The sequence below is a fragment of the Streptomyces piniterrae genome (genome assembly GCF_005048155.1).
GTDB classification, from domain to species: Bacteria; Actinomycetota; Actinomycetes; order Streptomycetales; family Streptomycetaceae; genus Streptomyces; species Streptomyces piniterrae.
The window spans coordinates 107,393-128,686 of record NZ_SUMB01000001.1 but is presented as its reverse complement, the minus strand read 5'-3'; the positions used below and the strand labels follow the sequence as shown (position 1 = coordinate 128,686).

The 21,294-nt window shown below is 71.4% G+C and carries 16 protein-coding genes and 1 pseudogene; 11 read left to right on the top strand and 6 right to left on the bottom strand.

Annotation, left to right across the window (positions count from 1 at the left end):
• Positions 1-76: 76 nt before the first annotated feature.
• Together FCH28_RS00610 and FCH28_RS00605 are read left to right on the top strand one after the other, a co-directional pair.
• A complete protein-coding gene (locus FCH28_RS00610; protein ID WP_136737668.1) occupies positions 77-2,590 on the top strand; it encodes a DEAD/DEAH box helicase in 2,514 nt (837 codons plus the stop codon).
• 52 nt (positions 2,591-2,642) lie between these two features.
• Positions 2,643-3,506: an acyl-CoA thioesterase gene (locus tag FCH28_RS00605; RefSeq protein ID WP_136737667.1), complete on the top strand. Its 864-nt coding sequence runs from the start codon at positions 2,643-2,645 to the stop codon at positions 3,504-3,506.
• On the opposite strand, the gene FCH28_RS00600 is transcribed toward FCH28_RS00605, so the two are convergent.
• Positions 3,443-4,378, bottom strand: a complete 936-nt coding sequence (locus FCH28_RS00600) for a DUF6397 family protein (protein ID WP_342781552.1) — start codon at positions 4,376-4,378, stop codon at positions 3,443-3,445. The genes FCH28_RS00605 and FCH28_RS00600 overlap by 64 nt on opposite strands.
• 79 nt (positions 4,379-4,457) lie before the next feature.
• Entirely contained in the window at positions 4,458-4,865 is a 408-nt protein-coding gene (locus FCH28_RS00595) for a roadblock/LC7 domain-containing protein (protein ID WP_136737666.1), read from the bottom strand.
• A gap of 178 nt (positions 4,866-5,043) precedes the next feature.
• Between FCH28_RS00595 and FCH28_RS00590 the strand changes: the two are divergent.
• Positions 5,044-5,482, top strand: a pseudogene (locus tag FCH28_RS00590) (PPOX class F420-dependent oxidoreductase).
• 7 nt (positions 5,483-5,489) lie between these two features.
• Here the strand turns inward: FCH28_RS00590 and FCH28_RS00585 are convergent.
• Entirely contained in the window at positions 5,490-6,104 is a 615-nt protein-coding gene (locus tag FCH28_RS00585; RefSeq protein ID WP_136737665.1) for a GTP-binding protein, read from the bottom strand.
• Between the two features lie 312 nt (positions 6,105-6,416).
• Between FCH28_RS00585 and FCH28_RS00580 the strand changes: the two genes are divergently transcribed.
• On the top strand, positions 6,417-7,901 hold the full coding sequence (locus FCH28_RS00580; RefSeq protein WP_136737664.1) for a purine-cytosine permease family protein: 1,485 nt from the start codon (positions 6,417-6,419) through the stop codon (positions 7,899-7,901).
• Entirely contained in the window at positions 7,898-8,509 is a 612-nt protein-coding gene (locus FCH28_RS00575; RefSeq protein WP_136737663.1) for a class I SAM-dependent methyltransferase, read from the top strand. Before FCH28_RS00580 ends, FCH28_RS00575 begins: the two co-directional genes overlap by 4 nt.
• Positions 8,510-8,518: 9 nt before the next feature.
• Here FCH28_RS00575 and FCH28_RS00570 read toward each other — a convergent pair whose 3' ends face one another.
• Positions 8,519-9,415 carry an oxygenase MpaB family protein gene (locus tag FCH28_RS00570; RefSeq protein WP_136737662.1) on the bottom strand — a complete coding sequence of 299 codons (897 nt, stop codon included), beginning with the start codon at positions 9,413-9,415 and terminating at the stop codon, positions 8,519-8,521.
• A 57-nt stretch (positions 9,416-9,472) separates the two neighbouring features.
• Entirely contained in the window at positions 9,473-9,886 is a 414-nt protein-coding gene (locus FCH28_RS00565) for a hypothetical protein (protein WP_246102205.1), read from the bottom strand.
• A gap of 89 nt (positions 9,887-9,975) precedes the next feature.
• On the opposite strand from FCH28_RS00565, the gene FCH28_RS00560 reads away from it, so the two are divergent.
• Entirely contained in the window at positions 9,976-10,758 is a 783-nt protein-coding gene (locus tag FCH28_RS00560) for a hypothetical protein (protein ID WP_187363734.1), read from the top strand.
• Positions 10,759-11,076: 318 nt separating this feature from the next.
• Here FCH28_RS00560 and FCH28_RS00555 read toward each other — a convergent pair whose 3' ends face one another.
• A complete protein-coding gene (locus FCH28_RS00555; RefSeq protein WP_136737660.1) occupies positions 11,077-11,259 on the bottom strand; it encodes a hypothetical protein in 183 nt (60 codons plus the stop codon).
• Between the two features lie 147 nt (positions 11,260-11,406).
• On the opposite strand from FCH28_RS00555, the gene FCH28_RS00550 reads away from it, so the two are divergent.
• From FCH28_RS00550 to FCH28_RS00530, 5 genes are all read left to right on the top strand, one after another.
• Entirely contained in the window at positions 11,407-14,559 is a 3,153-nt protein-coding gene (locus FCH28_RS00550; protein ID WP_136737659.1) for a DEAD/DEAH box helicase, read from the top strand.
• Entirely contained in the window at positions 14,556-15,962 is a 1,407-nt protein-coding gene (locus FCH28_RS00545) for an SWIM zinc finger family protein (protein ID WP_246102203.1), read from the top strand. Before FCH28_RS00550 ends, FCH28_RS00545 begins: the two co-directional genes overlap by 4 nt.
• A gap of 294 nt (positions 15,963-16,256) precedes the next feature.
• The gene (locus FCH28_RS00540) at positions 16,257-19,193 is read left to right on the top strand and encodes a glycoside hydrolase family 2 TIM barrel-domain containing protein (protein ID WP_246102354.1); all 2,937 of its coding nucleotides are present in this window, start codon (positions 16,257-16,259) and stop codon (positions 19,191-19,193) included.
• A gap of 152 nt (positions 19,194-19,345) precedes the next feature.
• Positions 19,346-20,266 carry a homocysteine S-methyltransferase gene (mmuM, locus tag FCH28_RS00535; protein WP_136737657.1) on the top strand — a complete coding sequence of 307 codons (921 nt, stop codon included), beginning with the start codon at positions 19,346-19,348 and terminating at the stop codon, positions 20,264-20,266.
• Positions 20,267-20,427: 161 nt separating this feature from the next.
• On the top strand, positions 20,428-21,225 hold the full coding sequence (locus FCH28_RS00530) for an ABC transporter substrate-binding protein (protein WP_222852371.1): 798 nt from the start codon (positions 20,428-20,430) through the stop codon (positions 21,223-21,225).
• Positions 21,226-21,294: the final 69 nt, after the last annotated feature.

Here is a 21,294-nt window from a genome sequence, read left to right as displayed (position 1 = left end):
CACAGCGTAGCGTCCGATGATCTCCGTCTGACCCGCCGGTTCCCTGATACGGGCCGAAGGAAGGCAGTATGGGGGCGTGACCCTCATCGATCATTTGCCGAAAGACGCCGACCCCGATGCCCTCTTCGAAGCCTTTTCGGACTGGGCGGAGCAACGGGGCATCGCGCTCTACCCCGCCCAGGAGGAGGCGCTGATCGAGGTGGTCTCGGGGGCGAACGTCATCCTGTCCACCCCCACCGGCTCCGGAAAGAGCCTGGTGGCGGCCGGCGCGCACTTCACCGCCCTCGCCAATGACCAGGTCACGTTCTACACCGCGCCGATCAAGGCCCTGGTGTCGGAGAAGTTCTTCGACCTGTGCAAGCTCTTCGGCACCGAGAACGTCGGCATGCTCACCGGTGACGCGTCCGTCAACTCGGACGCGCCGATCATCTGCTGCACCGCCGAGGTGCTGGCGTCGATAGCGCTGCGCGACGGCAAGCACGCCGACATCGGCCAGGTCGTCATGGACGAGTTCCATTTCTACGCCGAGGCGGACCGCGGCTGGGCCTGGCAGATTCCGCTGCTGGAACTGCCGCAGGCGCAGTTCATCCTGATGTCGGCGACGCTCGGTGACATGTCGCGGTTCGAGGAGGACCTGACCCGTCGCACCGGCAAGCCGACAGCGGTGGTGCGCTCGGCGACACGGCCCGTTCCGCTGTCGTACGAATACCGCACGACACCGATGACGGAGACGCTGACCGAACTGCTGGAGACCCACCAGTCCCCGGTCTACATCGTGCACTTCACCCAGGCCGCCGCCGTGGAGCGGGCGCAGGCGCTGATGAGCATCAACATGTGTACGCGGGCCGAGAAGGACGAGATCGCCAAGCTGATCGGCAATTTCCGCTTCACCACCAAGTTCGGCCAGAACCTCTCGCGGTATGTGCGCCACGGCATCGGCGTCCATCACGCCGGGATGCTGCCGAAGTACCGGCGGCTGGTGGAGAAGCTCGCCCAGGCGGGACTGCTGAAGGTGATCTGCGGAACGGACACGCTCGGGGTCGGGGTGAACGTGCCGATTCGTACCGTGCTGTTCACCGCGCTCACCAAATACGACGGCAGTCGGGTGCGGACGCTCCGGGCCCGGGAGTTCCACCAGATCGCGGGACGTGCGGGCCGGGCCGGCTTCGACACGGCGGGCTTTGTCGTCGCGCAGGCCCCCGAGCATGTCATCGAGAACGAGAAGGCGCTCGCCAAGGCCGGCGACGACCCGAAGAAGCGCCGCAAGGTCGTCCGCAAGAAGGCGCCGGAGGGCTTCGTCAACTGGGGCGAGAACACCTTCGAGAAGCTCATCGCCTCCGATCCCGAGCCGCTGACCAGTCGTTTCCGGGTCACGCACGCAATGCTGCTGTCCGTGATCGCACGGCCGGGCAATGCCTTCGCGGCGATGCGGCAGCTGCTCGAGGACAACCACGAGCCGCGCCGGAACCAGCTGCGGCACATCCGCCGTGCCATCGCGATCTACCGGTCGCTGGTCGACGGCGGGATCGTGGAACGACTGGCGGAACCGGATGCGGAGGGCCGGATCGTCCGGCTGACCGTCGATCTCCAGCAGGACTTCGCGCTCAACCAGCCGCTGTCCACCTTCGCGCTGGCCGCCTTCGATCTGCTCGACCCCGAGTCCCCGTCGTACGCGCTGGACATGGTCTCGGTCGTGGAGTCCACCCTCGACGATCCCCGGCAGATCCTGGCCGCGCAGCAGAACAAGGCTCGCGGCGAGGCGGTCGCCCAGATGAAAGCCGACGGCGTCGAGTACGAGGACCGCATGGAGCGGCTCATGGACGTCGAGTACCCCAAGCCGCTGGACGAGCTGCTCTCGCACGCCTATGGCCTGTACCGCAGGAGCCACCCGTGGGTCGGCGACCATCCGCTGTCGCCGAAGTCGGTCATCCGCGATATGTACGAACGCGCCATGACCTTCAGCGAGTTCGTCTCCTTCTACGAGCTGGCCCGCACCGAGGGCATCGTGCTGCGCTACCTGGCGAGCGCGTACAAGGCCCTGGACCACACCGTGCCCGACGATCTGAAGTCCGAGGACTTCCAGGACATCATCGCCTGGCTCGGCGAGATGGTCCGCCAGGTCGACTCCAGCCTCCTGGACGAGTGGGAGCAGCTCGCCAACCCCGAGGAGGAGACGGCCGAGGAGGCCATGGAGCACGCGGACGAGGTCAAGCCCGTCACCACCAACGTGCGTGCCTTCCGGGTGCTGGTGCGCAATGCGATGTTCCGCCGGGTGGAGTTGGCGGCACTGGACAAGGTCGAGGAGCTCGGCGAGATGGATGCCGACTCCGGCTGGGACGTGGATGCCTGGGGCGACGCGATGGACGCCTACTGGGAGGAATACGACGAGCTGGGCACCGGTCCGGACGCGCGCGGCCCGAAACTCCTGCAGATCGAGGAGGATGCCGAGCACGGGTTGTGGAAGGTCCGGCAGACTTTCGCCGACCCGAACGGGGATCACGACTGGGGCATCTCCGCCGAGGTGGACCTGGCCGCCTCCGACGAGGAAGGGCGCGCGGTGGTGCGCGTCACCGACGTGGGTCAGATGTGAGGAGACGGCCTCGGCCGAGGCCGTCGAGGGAAGTGACGGAGGGCCACCGGTCATGACCAATCCGGCCGAGAAGCTGGTCGATCTGCTGGACCTCGAACAGATCGAGGTGAACATCTTCCGGGGCCGCAGCCCGCAGGAGTCCTTGCAGCGGGTCTTCGGCGGGCAGGTCGCCGGCCAGGCTCTGGTGGCCGCCGGGCGGACCACGGAAGGGGACCGCCCGGTCCACTCGCTGCATGCGTACTTTCTGCGACCGGGCCGGCCCGGGGTGCCGATCGTGTACCAGGTCGAGCGGGTCCGCGACGGGCGGTCCTTCACCACGCGCCGGGTCGTCGCCGTCCAGCAGGGACGCACGATCTTCAATCTGACCGCCTCCTTTCACAAGCCGGAACCCGGCTTCGATCACCAGTTGCCGATGCGCCGGGCGGTGCCCGACCCGGAGGAGCTGCCGACGGTGGTCGACGAGGTCCGCGAGCACCTCGGCGGGCTGCCCGAGGCGCTGGAACGGATGGCCCGACGGCAGCCGTTCGACATCCGCTATGTCGACCGGCTGCGCTGGACGCCGGACGAGGTCGAGGGTGCGGAGCCGCGCAGCGCCGTATGGATGCGCGCGGTAGGGCCGTTGGGCGACGATCCGCTGGTGCACACCTGCGCGCTGACCTACGCCAGCGATATGACGCTGCTGGACGCGGTCCGCATCCCGGTGGAGCCGCTGTGGGGTCCGCGGGGGTTCGACATGGCCTCCCTCGACCATGCGATGTGGTTCCACCGCCCCTTCCGCGCGGACGAGTGGTTCCTCTACGACCAGGAGTCACCGATCGCCACCGGCGGCCGGGGCCTGGCCCGCGGGCGGATCTACGACCGGGAGGGCAGACTGCTGGTCTCGGTCGTCCAGGAGGGGCTCTTTCGTCCGCTGTAGGGATGCGCAGGCCCCTCCCAGGAAGGGCCGTGCAGGAAGCGCGGCTGACGGCGGGCCGCGTGGGCGGGGGCGGCCGCTTTGCGTGGGCGCCCGGGATCTTCCCGGCGGGCCGCTTCGAGGGCCCGCGAGAGGTTGACGCGGTACCACAGCACCTCGTCGAACTCCTCGGCCGTCAGGGCCCGTTCGAAGGAGGCCCTGGCGGCGGGCGTCGCCGTGATCACCGAGGCGAGAACGGGCCTGAGCCCGCGCAGCAGGGAGCGTTCCGGCGCGTCCTCGACGACCGAGGCCAGTTCTTCCGGTGGCAGCACGGCGGCGATCACCGCCGCCTTCTCCCAGCGGTCCTCCGTCTGCCCCATGAGCTGGGCGACCCTGCGGCCGCGCCACTGCCGCACCCGCCAGTCCTGTCCGTCGTCGAGCATCACGCGCATCGCGGCGGGGATATTGCCCCGCATCAGCTCGGGCTCGCGGTCGGCGAGGCCGGCGGCCTCGGCGGCGAGATAGAGCCAGGCCACCGCGCCGTAGCGGTTCACATAGAACCTGACGGGGCCCAAGCAGCCGGCCCGGGTCAGCCGCAGGAACCGGCCGGGGCCGATGCCCATCAGCTCGGCGGCCTCGGTGGTGCCGACCGTTCGGATCCGTTCGCGGAGCGAGTCGGGGAAGCCCGGCTCGGCCTGGAGCCGGGCCACCTCCTCCGCCGGGACGCGCCGTCGGCCGAGCGGTCCGGCACCTCCCGGCCGGTCGTCCGCCCCCGCCGGGATCGTCCCTACTTCGCCGAGCTGGGTGGCGAGCTCGAACTCGCCGGTCCTCAGCCCCAGTTCACGGGCTGCTCGTCCCACCGCGAGCGTCTGCCGCCCGTCGCACATCACTGTCATGTCTGTTCCCCCGCAACTCGATCAATCACTGACAGTGACGACCATAGCCGCGGGGTGTGACAGTCGGTCAACCCCCGCCTCAGGCCTGTGGATAACTTTCCGGCTGCCGTACCGCGACCCCCAGGTGCTCGCCGACGCGATTGACCAGCAGCGTCATTTCGTAGGCGATCTGCCCCATGTCGGCGTCCGCGCCCGCGAGTACGCACAGACAGCTGCCGTCGCCCGCCGCCGTCACGAACATCACCCCGTCATCGAACTCGATCATGGTCTGGCGCACCCGGCCCACTCTGAAGTGCAGCCCGGAACCCTTCGCGAGACTGTGCAGCCCCGAGGCGACCGCCGCGAGATGCTCGGCGTCCGACCGCTCCAGTCCCTGGCTCGCGCCGGTCACCAGCCCGTCGTTGGAGAGCACCAACGCGTGCCGTACCTTCTCCACCCGTTTGGTCAGGTCGTCCAGCAGCCAGTCGAGTCCGCTGCTCAATGCCATGCCGGTTCCTCCCCGTATACCCGTCCGCACCTTTGGCCGGACGGTGGTCCGCAGCCCATCCGCGACCGCCGTGCCAGCCTGTCCCACCTCCGCCATCTCGGCAAGCGGCCCGGCGGCCCGGCATGCCGGACCCCGCCCGATCGCGCCGGATGGGGAGGATGTCGTCACGGTGAGAAAGATGACCGAGGAAGAGTGGCAGAAGTTCCTTTCGGGGAGCACCGCACCGGCAGGCCGGCGACGGTGCGCGCGGACGGTCGGCTCGCACATCGCGCGGGCGTGGTCCCTGTTGGACGGCGATGAGCTGGTGTTCAACACCGGTGAGGAGACGGTCGAGGGCCGCAACCTCACCCGCGAAGGCAGGGTTGCACCGTGCGTCGACGACGAGTGGCCGCCCTACTCCCCTCGTGGTCGTCGAGGGGGCGGCGGAGTTCACCGAGGATCTCGCCGACGTGCGTGACTGGACGACCCGGACCGCGGCGCGCTACATGGGCGAGGACCGAGCGGAGGAATTCGGCGCCCGCAACGGGGTTCCGGGAGCACTGGTGGTGCGGAAGCGCCGCCGCCCCTGCGGGCCGTCCGGCGCCCGTGCCGGTTCCGAAAGCACCACGGTGACCTGACGGCCCGTCACCCCACCGAGTCCAGCGCGCGGGCGGTGTGCCGCCGCCCGGCATGCTCGACCAGGCGGATCAGCACTTCCTTGCCCGAGTCGCGGTCCCGCGCATCGCAGAGCACCACAGGTGTGCCGCGGTCCAGGTCGAGTGCGCGGGACACCTCGTCGGCTCCGTAAGCGCGCGAGTCCGCAAAGCAGTTGACGGCCACCAGGAACGGGATCGCGTGGCGCTCGAAGTAGTCCACCGCCGGAAAACAGTCCTGCAGCCGCCGGGTGTCGGCCAGCACCACGGCTCCCAGGGCGCCCTCCGACAGGTCGTCCCACAGGAACCAGAAGCGGTCCTGCCCCGGCGTCCCGAAGAGGTAGAGCGAGAGTCCCGCTCTTATGGTGATTCGGCCAAAATCCATCGCCACTGTGGTGGTGCTCTTGCGGTCCACCCCATCGGTGTCATCCACCGATTCGCCGGCCTCGCTGAGTCCTTCCTCGGTGCGCAGCGGGCGGATCTCGCTGACCGACCCCACGAGGGTCGTCTTGCCCACCCCGAAGCCGCCCGCGACTAAGACCTTCAGGGCCACCTCGGTGTCAGGGCCCGGGGTCACGCCCGTCGGGGCCCCTTGTGCGACGTTCATCGGCCGTCTCCTCCAGGATGCAGGTCCCGTGCGTCAGGGGGGTGTTCGGATTCATGGCTCGACGAGGGGAGCCCCCGGCGGCGGCACGCCGTCCGGAAATCCATGGCGAGGACCGTACCGCCGACTGATCGGGAATACCTCGATTTCGTCAAAGGCGCGCACAGTCCGATAGCTGAGCCCCACCGTGCCTCCCCGGCACGGAAGTTGGGCTATGCGCCGGCATGCGCACACCATGGACGATCGCCATGCGACCGAACGGATTCATCGTACGCATGTTCCTCGCGGCCGCCAGCTGTGCGGGATCATGAGCTCATGACGCAGCAGCAGTCGCGGGAGCGGCACGGTCCGCGCGCCGGCGCGAACGCCTCGCCCCGTGCCGTCGAGCGCAACGGCATCAACGCGGTGCCGGAGTCGGAACGGCACGGCACACCCAGGTCCCTGTTCTGGCCGTGGGCGGCGTCGGGGCTGTCCCTGTTGTCCATCGCCTACGGCAGCTATCTCATGGGGCTCGGGCTGGGCCCCTGGGAGGCGATCGCGTCCGGGGCCATCGGCTATGTGCTGTCGTTCATCCTGGTCGGCCTGGTGTCGATCGCCGGGGCGCGCACGGGCGCGCCCACGATGGCCATCGGGCGGGCCTCCTTCGGGCTGCGGGGCAACAAGCTGCCCACGCTGTTCAGTTACGTCTCCAACGTCGGGTGGGAGACCGTGCTGGTGGCGCTCTCCTCGCTGGGCGGAGCCGCCATCCTGGCGCGCGTCTCGCCCACCACCTTCGCCGAAGCCGGCGGATCGACGCCCACCACGGCCGCGCAGGCGCTGTGTTTCGCGGTGACCGCCGTTTCGGTCGTGGTCGTCGGGATCTTCGGGCATGCGCTGATCATGAAGGTGCAGCGGTATCTGACCGCGGCGATCACCGTGCTGACCGCGGTGTACATGGTGCTGATGGCCGACCGCGTCGACCTGTCCGCCCTCGGGGACGGCGGGTCGGGCGATCTCGGCACGTTCATCGGCGGCATCGTGTTCGCGATGACCCTGCTGGGCCTGGGCTGGGTCAACTGCGGCGCCGACTACAGCCGTTATCTGCCCCGTGCGAGCAGCGGCCGGGCGATCACCGGCTGGACGACGCTGGGCGGGGTGCTGGCCCCTCTGGTGCTGCTGCTCTTCGGTGTGCTGCTGAACGCCGGTGACCCCGAGCTCGCCGAGGCCGCGGCCGCCGACCCGGTGGGGGCCCTCGCCGCCGAGCTGCCGACCTGGTTCCTGGTGCCGTATCTGCTCACCGCCATCGGGGGCTTCGCCTCCGGAGCGATCATGGACATCTACAGCTCGGGCATGTCGATGCTGGCCCTGGGCGTCCCGATCCGCCGGCATCTCGCGGTCCTGGTGGACGGTGTGCTGATGGCTTTCGGCGGCTGGTACGTGCTGTTCCTCTCCCCCAGCTTCTTCGCCACCTTCCAGGCGTTCCTGTCCGTCATCGGGGTGGCGATGGCCGCCTGGACGGCGGTCTTCCTGGTGGAGCAGTGGCGCCGCCGCCGGACGGGCTTCGATCTGGCCACCGTACGCACCCCGGGGTGGCCGGCGGTGCTCTCGCTCGCCGTCGCCACCGCCGTCGGCCTCGGACTGATCACCTCCGCCGATCCCCACATCGCCAAGGCCGTGGGCTTTCTGCTCACCGACAGCGCCGCGCACGGCACGCTGGGCGCCATGAACCTCGGCGTCGTGGTAGCCCTGGTCGTCGCAGGCGCCCTCTACGCCGCCACGGCCTCGCTCGCCGACCGTCCCGCCCCCGAAGGAGCCCGATGACCGACCGCAACGCCGACCAGCCGCACGACGTCCGGGCGTTCTTCGGGGCGCGCGCCGCCGACTGGGACGCCAAGTTCCCCGAGGACGCGGCCACCTTCGCCACGGGCATCGCCGAACTGGGCCTCCACGAAGGAGACCGGGTCCTGGACGCCGGCTGCGGTACGGGGCGCGCGCTGCCCGCCCTCCGGGAGGCCGTGGGAGCGGGTGGGACGGTGCTGGGGGCCGATCTCACACCCGAGATGCTGCGCGTGGCTGTACAGGCCGGACACGACCGCCGTGCGGGGTTGCTGCTCGCGGATGTGACCCGGCTGCCGCTCCCCGACGCCTCGCTCGACGCCGTCTTCGCCTCCGGTCTCCTCACCCACCTGGACAACGCGACGGAGGGCCTGGCGGAACTGGCCAGAGTCGTACGCCCCGGTGGCCGGCTGGCCCTCTTCCACCCCATCGGCCGGGCGGCCCTCGCCGCGCGCAAGGGCCGCCGGCTCACTCCCGACGACATCCGGGCGGAGCCGAACCTGCGGCCCCTGCTGGCCGGCAGCGGCTGGGAGCTGATCCGGTACGTGGACGAGGACGCCCGCTATCTGGCACTGGCGGTCCGCCAGGGGTGAGGCACCACGTCAGGACGCCGCCGGGCCCTCCGTATGCGGGACCGGGCAGCCGCCCGCGCGGCGCGGGGCGGGGAAGGTGCCGAGGTCGGCGACGCAGAAGCCGTTCGGATAGCCCTTGATCTCCGGGTTCTGCCGGGCGTAGTGCGGGGTGCGGCGGGGCGGGAGCAGCCGTACGGCCTTGGCGCGCAGCTTCAGGGCGGTGCGCACGGCCTTCCGGACCGCCGGTTTGGGCGGGTCGTAGCGGAAGGCTGCCAGCAGCGGGTCGTCCAGGAGAGCCATGCTGGCGCCGCGCACCACCGGAGCGAGCGGGCCGTACCAGCCCGCCATCAGGTCCAAGGTGGCGTCGGAGACCCGCCGGCCGCCCTCGTCCCAGCCGAAGTGCGCCCGCTCGTAGTCGTCCAGGCAGCGCTCGAAGTCCTCGTAGGTCTGTGGGAGTTCGGTGATTCCCATATGGCGGCCGAGGCTGCGGTAGTAGGCGGCCATGGCGCGCATCTCGTGCTCGCTCAGCCGCCGCCAGCCGTATTCGTCGAGCCAGCGTTTGGGCACGACCACGAAGGTGCACAGGACATACCGCATGTCCTCGTTGCTGATCTGGTAACTGCGGTGCATCTGGTTGATGCGGCGGATCGCCGTCCGGCCGTCATCGCCGTCGAACCCGTGCTCCACGACGGCGTCCAGGAGAAGCGCGGTGTCGTCGTACCTCTTTTGGGTGCGGTCCGTCAGCTCGGCGGTTTCGGCCAGCAGCCGGCCGATGCTCGGGACGGCATAGGTGCGGTAGAGAGCCAATTCCAGTGCCCGGGTGATGTCCCAGGGGAATTCGTGGGTCGCGGTGATGCGGTAGATCCGTAAGAAATCGCGCTCCGGATCGAGCCTTCGGATCTCTCTCAGCCAGTCATAGCGCCGCACCTGGAATCCGTCCCTTCGTCAGCCGAAAGTCCTCACTTTAGGCACGTCGGGTGCATTTCAACGATGGTGACGGGCGCCAGTTCGGGAGCCGGGATGGCCGGATTCTTTGCCTCGGGGGCCGTAACGGTCCGTCATCGTGGGGTCCACTACGGCCAGCGCCTTCTCGACGGGCATGCCCGTGCGTTCGGCGAGCGCCAGCCGGTCTCTGACCTCGCGCGGGGTGCGGGGGCGGTAGCCCGGCCCTGTGCCGCAGCAGCCGCCGTGGAAGGTCAGACCGGAGCGGATTACGGCCTCGAGCGCGCGCCAGCCCGCGTCGTCCCGCCGCTTGGGGACCGCCAGGTCGGCGCCGGCGTCGATCAGCTCGGCGCGGCACTGCGGGCAGCGGCCCGGTCCCCGCGAGGTCGCCGTCCCCTTCCACGCGGCCCGGCAGCTCAGGCAAACGAAGTGCATCCGGGTGCTGTAGAAACACATGAGCGCAGGGTAGGGCTGGTGACAAGCTCCCGCCCAGCAAATTAAGGTGCGCCGACGTACTCCGGATGGATCGGATGGGGAGGCCCCGCGTGCCCACGACCGAGAGCGCCGACAACGACCAGTTGTTCGTGCTGACGGCGGTGCTGCTGACGCCCGCGCAGTTCCCGAGTGTGCTGGGCGACGACTACCCCGAAGTGTGCGCGGGCCTCGGCCTCGAGCCGTACGCGGAGGGTTACGGGCTGGTCCTCGGCCAGGACGGCGACGGCGCGCGCTGGACGGTGGCGACCGAGGACGTGTCGCTGGTGGCGTGTGCGATCGCGGCCTGGGACTGCGGCATGGAGTACGACCTCTCGCCCGGCGAGCACAGCATCGTCGCCGCTCTCCCCGGCTGGCCTCTCGCCCTGGCCGTGTCGGCTCCCGGCGTGCCGCAGCCGCACGACCCGGAGCCGCGGGACGGAGAGCCGGCGCCGCTCGCGCCACCGGACGCCTCGGAGTGGGGGCCCGCCCAACGGCGGCTCGGCGCGGACGAGATCGCGTTGCAGTGGGCGGCCTGGCGCGAGCAGGTGGACGACGACGTCACCTTCGTCGATCCGGGCGAGCAGCCGCACAAGGGGGTGCGGCGGGTCCTGGACGAGGCGCGGGGCTATGTGGCCGAACCGCCGCCGCCCGGCCGGGTGCGGTCGTCGTTCGCGGCGGGCGACGCACGGACGCTGCGCGTCGACGGGCCGGGCTGGAGCATGGTCGCCCGCACCGACGACATCGCGTTCGTGCTGCTGGACGAGGAGCCCGGCGAGGTGCATCCGGTCGGCCGTGGGCCCGAACTGCCGGGTCTGCTGTCGTCGTTGGACGAGCTGGCGGCACGGCCCGTCTGAGGCCTGCGGGGCACTGCCCCCGTCTGAAGCCGCGGGCCACGGCCCGTCTGAACCCTGCGGAATCCGCTCGGACGGTCATTGTCAGACCCGTGTGATGGACTTGTTCACGATCGCTTGAGCAAGGCACACGGGGAGGCGTTCATGCGGCGGGACGGTGCGGGACGGGGCGCGGCGAGGGCTCCGGCGGAGGGGTTCCGGCCACCGGCGAGCAGGTACGAGCGGCACCGCTCCAGCGCCGCCCCCGGGCGAGCAGGACGCCCCCGCCCGTTGGGCGCGCGCAGCGCCCCGGGCCCCCGCACGCGACGGGGGCCCTGTGGCTCAGCGGCCGATCTGCTTGCGGCTGACGCGGCGCAGTCGGCGCCGCTGCGAGGAGTCGAGCGTCAGATACGCGAGGGCCGGGACCCCGACCATGACCAGTACGGCCGCCCAGAAGGGCAGCAGCCACAGCAGGATCACTCCCACCGCGACGCCGCCGATCGCGACCTTCGCCTGTGTGGACATCCTTCACGCCCCTTCCGCGGCGCATGCCGCGCTCTGTGTACTCCATTGAACGCCGGATTCGCGCCGCAGGTTCCCTCAACGGCCTGGTCGTCCTGTACCCTCGGCCGCTCCAGGGCCAGTAGTCAAACTTGAGGAGTCATCGACCCAGTGGCATCTCCTTCCGCGGTCCCACCCGCTCACCTCTCTGAGCTGTCCCGCTGTGCGGCGGTTTTTCTGCCGTCGGATCCACCGCGGGCCGGGCGGATCGCGTTCTGGCGCCCCGATGGCGAGCCCGTCCCCGGTACGACCGGCGAGGACGGGCCGATGCCGGACGGGACGACGGCGGACGGGACGACCTCGGACGGGATGACACCCCCGCACCCGGCCGTACGCACCGGACTCCCGGCAGTGGACGAGCTGACGGTCGCCCTGCCCGACGGGGACGGCGGGATCACCGTGTGTGCCGTACCGGCCGTGCTGCTGCCCATCGCCGATGCGCTGCCGGTCCTGACGCGTGCGCGGGCGGCCCGTGGCGCCGATCCGGCCGCCGCCTTCTGGGGCGCGGCGTCCCTGCAGGCGTTGCAGCTCGCCGCCCGGGGCCGGCTGCTGCCCGGCCTGAGCCCCGCCGATCACGACGCCTGGCGCGTGGGCCCGCTCGACCCGGCCGACGTCGAGCGGCTGCGTCACCTCGCCGCCGCGATGCCGCCGTACGCGCACGCCACCCCGCTCCCCGACTCCGACCCACTGGAACTGCCCGAGCCCGTGCGTCACCTACGGGCGTTCCTCGACGCGGTGGCCGACGGCCTGCCGCGCTCCCCCGCCGCGGCGCTGGCCACCGGCGCACCCGCCTTCGCGGCGGCCGCCCCGCAGCGCATCCCCGAGCAGCGCGCCTGGGCAGCGGATGTCGCCGCGGGACATGACGCGGGCGTCCGGATCTCGCTGCGCGTGGAGGTGCACGGGATGGACGGGGTGGACAGGCCGGACGGGATGGACGAGCCGGACGGGGTGGACGGGTCGGATGGGGCGTACGGGCCGGACGGGGCAGCCGGGTTGTGGGACGGCGCCACCACGCCCACCGCACCCGATCACGCAGCAGGCGCCGCCCCCGCCCCCCTCTCCTTCACCGCCGTCCTCCAGCTGCACAGCCTCACCGATCCGACGCTGGTCGCGGATGCCGCCGAGGTGTGGGCCGGGGCGTCGCCCGCGGGGCAGGCGTTCGGGCCAAGGGCGCGGATGGACACGCTGCTGACGCTCCGTCGGGCCGCCGCGGCCTGGGCACCGCTCACTCCGCTGCTGTCCGCGGCGGTGCCCGACGCGCTGGAACTCGCCGACGAGGAGATCGCCGAACTGCTCGGCCCGGCGTCCCGGGCGCTGGCCGCCGCGGGCGTGCAGGTCCACTGGCCCAAGGAGCTGGCGCGCAAGCTGACCAGCCGGGCCGTCGTCGGACCGCCCGACCTGATGGACGGGACGGAGTCCGGACTGCCGTCGCTGCTGTCCGCGGATGCGCTGCTCTCCTTCAGCTGGCGGTTCGCGGTGGGCGACGAGGAGATCGACCGGGCGGAGCTGGACCGGCTGGCCGAGGCCGGCCGGCCACTGGTGCGGCTGCGCGACCAGTGGGTGCTGATCGATCCGGAGGCGCTGCGCGCGACCCGGGACCGTCAGGACCGTAAGGTCACGCCGCTCGATGCGCTGAGTGCCGCGCTCACCGGCACCGTCGAGGACGACGACGGGCGACGGGTGGAGGTGCGGGCCGACGGCTGGCTGGCCCGCGTACGGGACCGGCTTGCCGACCCTGAGGGTGAGCAGGAGGGTACGGACGACGCCCCCGTCGGGCAGCCGGCGGCGCTCGCCGCGACGCTGCGCGACTACCAGCTGCGCGGGCTCCGCTGGCTGCACCGCATGACCTCGCTGGGCCTGGGCGGCTGTCTCGCCGACGACATGGGCCTCGGCAAGACCATCACGCTCATCTCCCTTCATCTGCACCGGCAGAGCGACCCCGCCTCGGCCGGACCCACGCTGGTCGTCTGCCCCACGTCCCTCATGGGCAACTGGCAGCGGGAGATCGAGAAGTTCGCACCGGGCACCCCGGTGCGGCGCTTCCACGCCGGACGGCGCAGCCTGGCGGATCTCGCGGACGGCGAGTTCGTGCTCACCACGTACGGCACGATGCGGCTGGATGCCGGGAAGCTGGCCGAGGCGGGCTGGGGGCTGGTCGTCGCCGACGAGGCGCAGCACATCAAGAACCCGTTCTCGGCGACCGCCAAGGCGCTGCGCACCCTCCCCGCCAAGGCCCGGGTGGCGCTCACCGGCACCCCGGTGGAGAACAATCTGTCGGAGCTGTGGGCAATCCTGGACTGGACGACACCCGGGCTGCTGGGCCCCTTGGGCCGCTTCCGTACGCGCTACGCGCAGGCCATCGAAAGCGGCGCGACGGCCTCCCCCGAGGCGGGTGCGGCGGCGGAGCGGCTGGCCCGGCTGGTGCGGCCGTTCCTGCTGCGCCGCCGTAAGTCCGACCCGGGGATCGCGCCGGAGCTGCCGCCCAAGACGGAGACCGACCGTGCGGTGGCGCTCACCAAGGAGCAGGCCGGGCTGTACGAGGCCGTGGTGCGCGAGGGGCTCGGCGAGATCGCCGGGACGGACGGGTTCGCCCGCCGCGGGCTGGTCGTCAAGCTGCTCACCTCGCTCAAGCAGATCTGCAACCATCCCGCGCAGTATCTGAAGGAGCACGACGGGGCGGACGGCGCTCCGAAGGGGGCGGCAGCAGCAGCGGCAGCGGTGCGGATCGCCGGGCGCTCGGGGAAGGTCGAACTGCTGGACGAGCTGCTCGACACCATCCTCGCCGAGGACGCGAGCGTGCTGGTGTTCACGCAGTATGTGCAGATGGCACGGCTGCTGGAGACGCATCTGGCGGCGCGCGGGGTACCCACGCAGTTCCTGCACGGCGGGACAACGGTGGCCCGCCGCGAGGAGATGGTGCGGCGGTTCCAGGACGGCGCGGTGCCGGTGTTCCTGCTGTCGCTGAAGGCGGCCGGTACGGGCCTGAACCTGACCCGGGCGGCGCATGTGGTGCACTTCGACCGCTGGTGGAATCCGGCCGTCGAGGCGCAGGCCACCGACCGCGCGTACCGCATCGGGCAGACCCAGCCGGTGCAGGTCCACCGGATGATCACGGAGGGCACGATCGAGGACCGGATCGCCGAAATGCTGTCCCGTAAGCAGCAGTTGGCCGATGCGGTGCTCGGGGCGGGCGAGGCCGCGCTGACCGAACTCTCCGACGCCGAGCTGGCGGATCTGGTCGCACTGCGAGGGAGCGAGCGATGAACACGTCGGAAGACAGCTGGAAGGACAGCACCCCCTTGGAGACCGCCGCGGACACCGCCGAGGACACCGCCATCGACACCCCCGGGGACGCCGCCCTGGACAGCCCCGAGGCCGCCCCTGTGGACGTCCCCGTGGAGCGGACCTTCGCCGCGCTGCCCGCCGCCCGTGGCCAGGCCTTCGCACGGAGCTGGTGGGGGCAGGCATGGCTCAAGGCGCTGGAGGACACCGCGCTGGACGGCCAGCAGCTGAAGCTGGGACGGCGGCACGCACGCGCCGGCGCGGTCGGCGCGGTGTCCGTACGCCCCGGCCGGATCACCGCTGTCGTACAGGACCGCGACCACACGCGGTACCGCTCCGATGTGCTGCTCCAGCAGCTCGGCGCGGCGGACTGGGACCGCTTCCTGGACCTGGTCGCGGACCAGGCGGGACATATCGCGGCACTCCTGGACCGTGACATGCCACCGATCCTCGTGGAGGACGCGGCCGCGGCCGGGATCGAACTCCTCCCGGGCATCGGCGACCTGGAATCGGAGTGCAGTTGCGAGGCTTGGGATCACTGCGCCCATTCGGCAGCGCTCTGCTACCAGTTGGCCCGGTTGCTGGACCAGGATCCCTTTGTGCTGCTGCTGTTGCGTGGGCTCGGGGAGCGGGAGCTGCTGGACGAGTTGCAGGCGCGCAGCGCGTCCCGGGGCGAGTCACCAGCGGGCGAGGCACGGCCGGACGAGAATGCGGCGGGGCAGCCCGCCGCGGGAGTGCCGGCCGACGAGGCCTATGCGGCGCGCGACATACTGCCGCCGCTGCCCGCTCCGCCGCCGCTCGTCGAGACGCCCGGCGAGGCGCCGGTCCTGGGCGGTGGCACCCCGCCCGCGCCGGGGGTGGACGTGGCCGCGCTGGAGTTCCTCATAGGTGACGCGGCGGCCCGCGCCCAGCGGCTGCTGGCCGACGCGCTCTCCACCTGGCACCCGGACGATCCGCCGCCGCCCGCCCTGACGGCCTCTCAGGACGCGGTGCGGCTGGCGGCAGCCGCACCCGGGGCCGCCATATCCGAGCGGCTGGCGGCCGGTTCGGGGCGGGACGCACGCGGTCTGGCGCTGGCCGTACGGGCCTGGGAGCTGGGGGGTACGGCCGGGCTCGCGGTCCTGGAGGAGGACTGGACGCCGGAGCCGACGGCTCTGGCGCGCGCCACCGACCGGCTCGCGGCCGCCTGGGAGGACGGCGAGGCCCGGCCGCGGCTGCGCGCGACCCGCAACCGCTGGACGGTGGTCGGCGGCCATGCCCAGCTGCGCTACGGACGGGACGGGCGCTGGTGGCCGTACCGCGAGGAGCACGGCCAATGGGCGCCTGCCGGGCCGCCCTCGGACGATCCGGCGAGCGCGCTTGCCGCACTGTCGGCGGAGGGCTGAGCCAGAGCAATTCAGGCGGTGGGGCCACGCACCCCACCGCCGCCCCGCCGCCCCCAATCCTCCCCATCCGGCTGCGTCGCGCGCCCCGCCGTGATTCGCTGAGGCGATCCGCCCACGATCCCCCCACCTCCAGGCCGTCGCCCGAAGCGAGGAGGACCATTGACCGGCACTTCGCATCACGCGTCGCACCACACGTCGTACGAGCAGCCGCCGCGGAACGCGGGAGAGGCGAACCGCCCCTCACACTCCCCGGATCTCCCCTACTACGAGGACCGCTCACCGGGCAGCGGGACGCTGCCGCCGCGCGCCTGGTACGCCAGGTCGGATGCCGCCCGGATCTCACTGCACGGCACCTGGCGGTTCCGGCTGTCGCCGAGCGCCACGGCCGAGGACGACTCCTTCGCCCGGCCGGACTTCGACGATGCCCAGTGGGCGGAGATGCGGGTGCCCGGCCATTGGGCGCTCAAGGGGCACGGGACGCCCGCCTACACCAACACCGCCTACCCCTTCCCCGTCGATCCGCCGCGCGTGCCGGACGAGAACCCGACCGGCGACCACCGGCAGCTCTTCGATCTTCCCGAGGGCTGGGGCGAGGGGCCCGCGATGCTGCAGTTCGCCGGGGTGGAGTCCTGTGCCCGGGTCTGGCTCAACGGGCAGGAGCTGGGGCACTTCAAGGGCAGCCGGCTGCCGCACGAGTTCGAGGTCGGGCATCTGCTGCGGCCACACCGCAACGTCCTGGCGGTGCGCGTCCATCAGTGGTCGTCGGGCAGTTATCTGGAGGACCAGGATCAGTGGTGGCTGCCGGGCATCTTCCGGAACGTCACGCTCCATCGACGTCCCGAAGGCGCGGTCGTGGACCACTTCGTGCACGCCGGGTTCGACCATGTCACCGGACGGGGCACCCTGCGGGTGGAGTGCGCGCCGGCCGGCCGGGTCACCGTCCCCGAGCTCGGCCTCGATCTGGCGACCGGCGACAGTGCGAGCGTCCCGGTGCGCCCGTGGACGGCCGAGCGACCGTATCTCTACGACGGCGAACTGGTCACGCCCGGCGAGCGGATCCCGCTGCGGATCGGATTCCGTACGGTCCGCGTCGAGGACGGTCTGCTGAAGGTCAACGGCCGCCGCATTCTGCTGCGCGGCGTCAACCGCCATGAATTCCACCCGCGATACGGGCGTACCGTCGGCCCCGAGGCGATGCGCCGCGATCTGCTGCTGATGAAGCGTCACAACATCAACGCGGTCCGGACCAGCCACTATCCGCCGCATCCCGCCTTCCTCGATCTCTGCGACGAGCTGGGGATGTGGGTGATCGACGAATGCGATCTGGAGACGCACGGCTTCGGGCGGCAGGGCTGGCGGGGCAATCCGGTGGACGACGAGCGCTGGGAGCCGGCGCTGCTCGACCGTGCCCGGCGGATGGTCGAGCGGGACAAGAACCACCCCAGCATCGTCCTGTGGTCGCTGGGCAACGAGTGCGGAACGGGGCGCGGGCTGTCCGCCATGGCGGCGTGGGTGCGCGAGCGCGACCCGTCACGGCCGCTGCACTACGAGGGCGATCCCAGCTGCGCCGACACCGACGTCTACTCCCGGATGTACGCGGACCACGCCGAGGTGGAGCGCATCGGGCAGCGCACCGAGACGCCGCTGCCCGACCCGGAGCTGGACGGCCGCCGTCGTGAACTTCCGTTCATTCTCTGCGAGTACGCGCATGCGATGGGCAACGGTCCGGGCGGGCTGAGCGAGTACCAGCGGCTGTTCGAGAGATATGAGCGCTGTCAGGGCGGCTTCGTATGGGAGTGGATCGACCATGGGCTGCGGCAGCAGACGCCCGACGGCGAGGTGTTCCACGCCTATGGAGGCGACTTCGGCGAGGAGCTGCACGACGGGAACTTCGTCTGCGACGGGCTGGTGTTTCCCGATCGGACACCGTCACCCGGGCTGATCGAATTCAAGAAGGTCATCGAGCCGGTACGGATCGAGGGCAGCGGCAGTGGGGGTGGCAGCGCGGACGGCTCGGGCGGGCCGGGCGAGGCGGGCGGCGCGGCCGACACGGTGCGGATCACCAACCTGCACGACTTCGCCGACCTCGATCACCTCGCGTTCCGCTGGACCTACGAGGTGGAGGGCGAGGTGCGCGGGGAGGGCGGGCTCGTGGTGCCGCCTCTCGCGCCCGGCGAGTCGGCGGAACTGAAGCTGCCGGCGCCGCCCGTCGTGGCGGACGACGGCGGGGAGGCGTTCTGGACGGTGCGGGCCGTACTGGCCGAGGACACCGCATGGGCCAAGGCCGGGCACGAGGTCGCCTGGGGCCAGCTGCGAGCCGCCGCCCGCCGCACCGCCGCTCCCCCGGCGGCCGCCCCGGCCCTGGCCGCCCCGCGCCGCGGCGAGGGCAATGTGATCCTCCTCGGCCCGGGGATCTTCGACGCCACCACGGGAACGCTCGGCTATCTGGACGGCATCCGGCTCACCGGGCCCCGGCTCGACGTATGGCGGGCGCCGACCGACAACGACGAGGCCGCGCCCTGGCAGCCGGATCCGCGCCCGGCCACCGAATGGCGGCGGCTCGGCCTGCACCGTATGCGGCACCGCGTCGACGCCGTCGAGACCGGACCGGACGCCCTGGTGGTACGCACCCGGGTCGCGCCGGCCGCTACGGATCTGGCGCTGCGCACGGTCTATCGCTGGACCGCGGAACGGGACGTACTGCGCCTGGAGCTGGCCGTGGACCCGGAGGGCGACTGGCCGGCGCCGCTGCCGCGGCTGGGCGTGCGGATGTCGGTCTGCGCCAGCCTGCGGCTCGCCGAGTGGTACGGCGGCGGGCCCGGCGAGGGCTATCCCGACACCCGGGCCGCGGCGCGGGTGGGCCGGTGGTCGATGCCGGTGGACGCGATGCAGACGCCGTACGTCCGGCCGCAGGAGAACGGCGCGCGGCCCGGTGTGCGGTGGGCTCGGCTGACCCGTTCCGACGGCTTGGGGATGCGGATCGAGGGCGACCCGGAGTTCTACTTCACCGCGCGGCGGTGGCCCGTGGAGGAGCTGGACGCGGCAAGGCACACCACTGATCTCACCCCCGGCGATGCGGTGTGGCTGCATCTCGATCATGCGCAGCACGGCATCGGCAGCCAGTCGTGCGGGCCGGGGGTGCTGCCGCAGCACCGGCTGGAGGTGGCGCCGGCCCGGTTCTCGTTCGGGTTCTCCTCGCTGCGCGGGGCCTCGCCTTTCGCCGGTTCCTGAGCTCGGTGAACCATGCGGCGCACGGCGTTACGATCCGGATCAAGCAGGCCCGACTCCAACAGGAATCAACGACCCCGACAGGAATCGAATCAAACGGACACCGCGTGGCCGTCCAGCAGCGCCACCCCGCACCACCGAAAGGTTCCCTCCCCATGGCCAGCACGCCCCCGACGCTCGCCGAAGCCCTCGCCGCGGGGCCGGTCGTCCTCGACGGCGGGCTGTCCAACCAGCTGGAGGCGGCCGGGCACGACCTGAGCGATGCGCTCTGGTCGGCCCGGCTGCTCGCCGAGGACCCGGAGGCGGTCGTCCGCGCTCATCTCGCGTACTACGAGGCGGGAGCACAGGTCGCGATCACCTCCAGCTACCAGGCGACGTTCGAGGGCTTCGCGCGGCGCGGCATCGGCACCGAGGAGGCCGCGGCGCTGCTGGGCCGCAGTGTGGAGTTGGCGCGCGAGGCGGCCCGGCGGGCGCTGGCGGGCGGGATCGCCGGGCCGCTGTACGTCGCGGCGTCGGCGGGCCCGTACGGGGCGATGCTGGCGGACGGTTCGGAGTACCGCGGCCGCTACGGGCTGTCGGTCGACGAGCTGGCGCGCTTCCACCGTCCGCGCCTGGAGGTGCTGGCCGCCGCCCGGCCCGATGTGCTGGCACTGGAGACGGTGCCGGACGCCGACGAGGCCCGTGCGCTGCTGCGGGCGGTGCGCGGGCTGGGCGTCCCGGCCTATCTGTCGTACAGCGTCGCGGGGGGCCGCACCCGGGCCGGGCAGCCGCTGGCGGAGGCGTTCGCGGTGGCGGCGGACGCGGACGAGGTGATCGCGGTCGGCGTGAACTGCTGCACGCCGGACTACGCGGACGGCGCGGTGGAGCTCGCGGCGCGGATCACCGGCAAGCCGGTGGTGGTCTATCCGAACAGCGGGGAGAGCTGGGACGCGGAGGCGCGGGAGTGGTGCGGCAGCCCGGCGTTCCGCGCGGATCGGGTCGCCTCGTGGGCCGCGTCCGGCGCCCGGCTCATCGGAGGCTGCTGCCGGGTGGGACCGGCGGCGATCGCCGAGCTGGCGGCCGTCCTGAAGGGCTGAGCGCGCGGTCCCGGCCCCGGACGCGGGCCGGAGGCGTTACACAGACGCAACCCGCGTAGCGGCGACATATGCCCTGGCCGGTGGCAGTATGCAGGCCATCTCGCAGCACCTCGGCTTGACCGAATTGGCTTGATTGATCTTCGTCCCGCTCTGGAGGACCCGTGTCCGCTCGCTCCTCGTTGCCTGTCATAGCCGCCCTCGCGGCCGTCGCCGTTCTGGCGGGGTGCAGCAGCACCAAGTCCGACGGCAAGAATGGGTCCGGCGGCCTGAAACTGATCTCCTCCGGGACGCTCAAGACCTGCACCCACCTTCCGTACGCTCCGTTCCAGGTGAAGAAGGACGGCAAGGTCGTCGGGTTCGATGTGGACCTGGTGGATCTGGTGGCGAAGGATCTGGGGGTCAAGCAGGAGATCGTCAACACCCCCTTCGAGGGCATCGAGACCGGCCAGGACTTCAATATCCGCAAGTGCGACCTGGCCGCCGCGGGCATGACGATCACGCCTGAGCGGGACAAGGTCATGGACTTCTCCGACCCCTATTTCAACGCCACTCAGGCCCTTCTGACGAAGGCCGGCAAGCCCGCCAAGAAGGTCGAGGACCTCAAGGGCAAGAAGCTCGGCTACCAGAAGGCCACGACCGGCGGCATCTACGCCAAGGAGCACGGCAAGGGCGTGGAACTGGTCGAGTTCGAGGATCTGGGGCTGCTGCTGACCGCGGTGAAGTCGGGCCAGGTCGACGCCGGAATCAACGACAACGGTGTGCTCTTCGACTATGTGAAGTCGAACCCGGACACCAAGGTGACCGCGGAATTCAACACCGGTGAGCACTACGGAATCGGCGTCCAGACCGGGAACGACGCGCTGCGCAAGAAGATCAACGCGGTCATCAAGAAGGCGAAGTCGGACGGAAGCTACGACCGGATCTACAAGAAGTGGTTCGGCGCCACCCCGCAGAGCTGACCCTGCCGCGTAAACGCAAGGCATCGCGGAACGCTGCGCGCCGCATCGCGCGCAGCGTTCCGCAGCAAT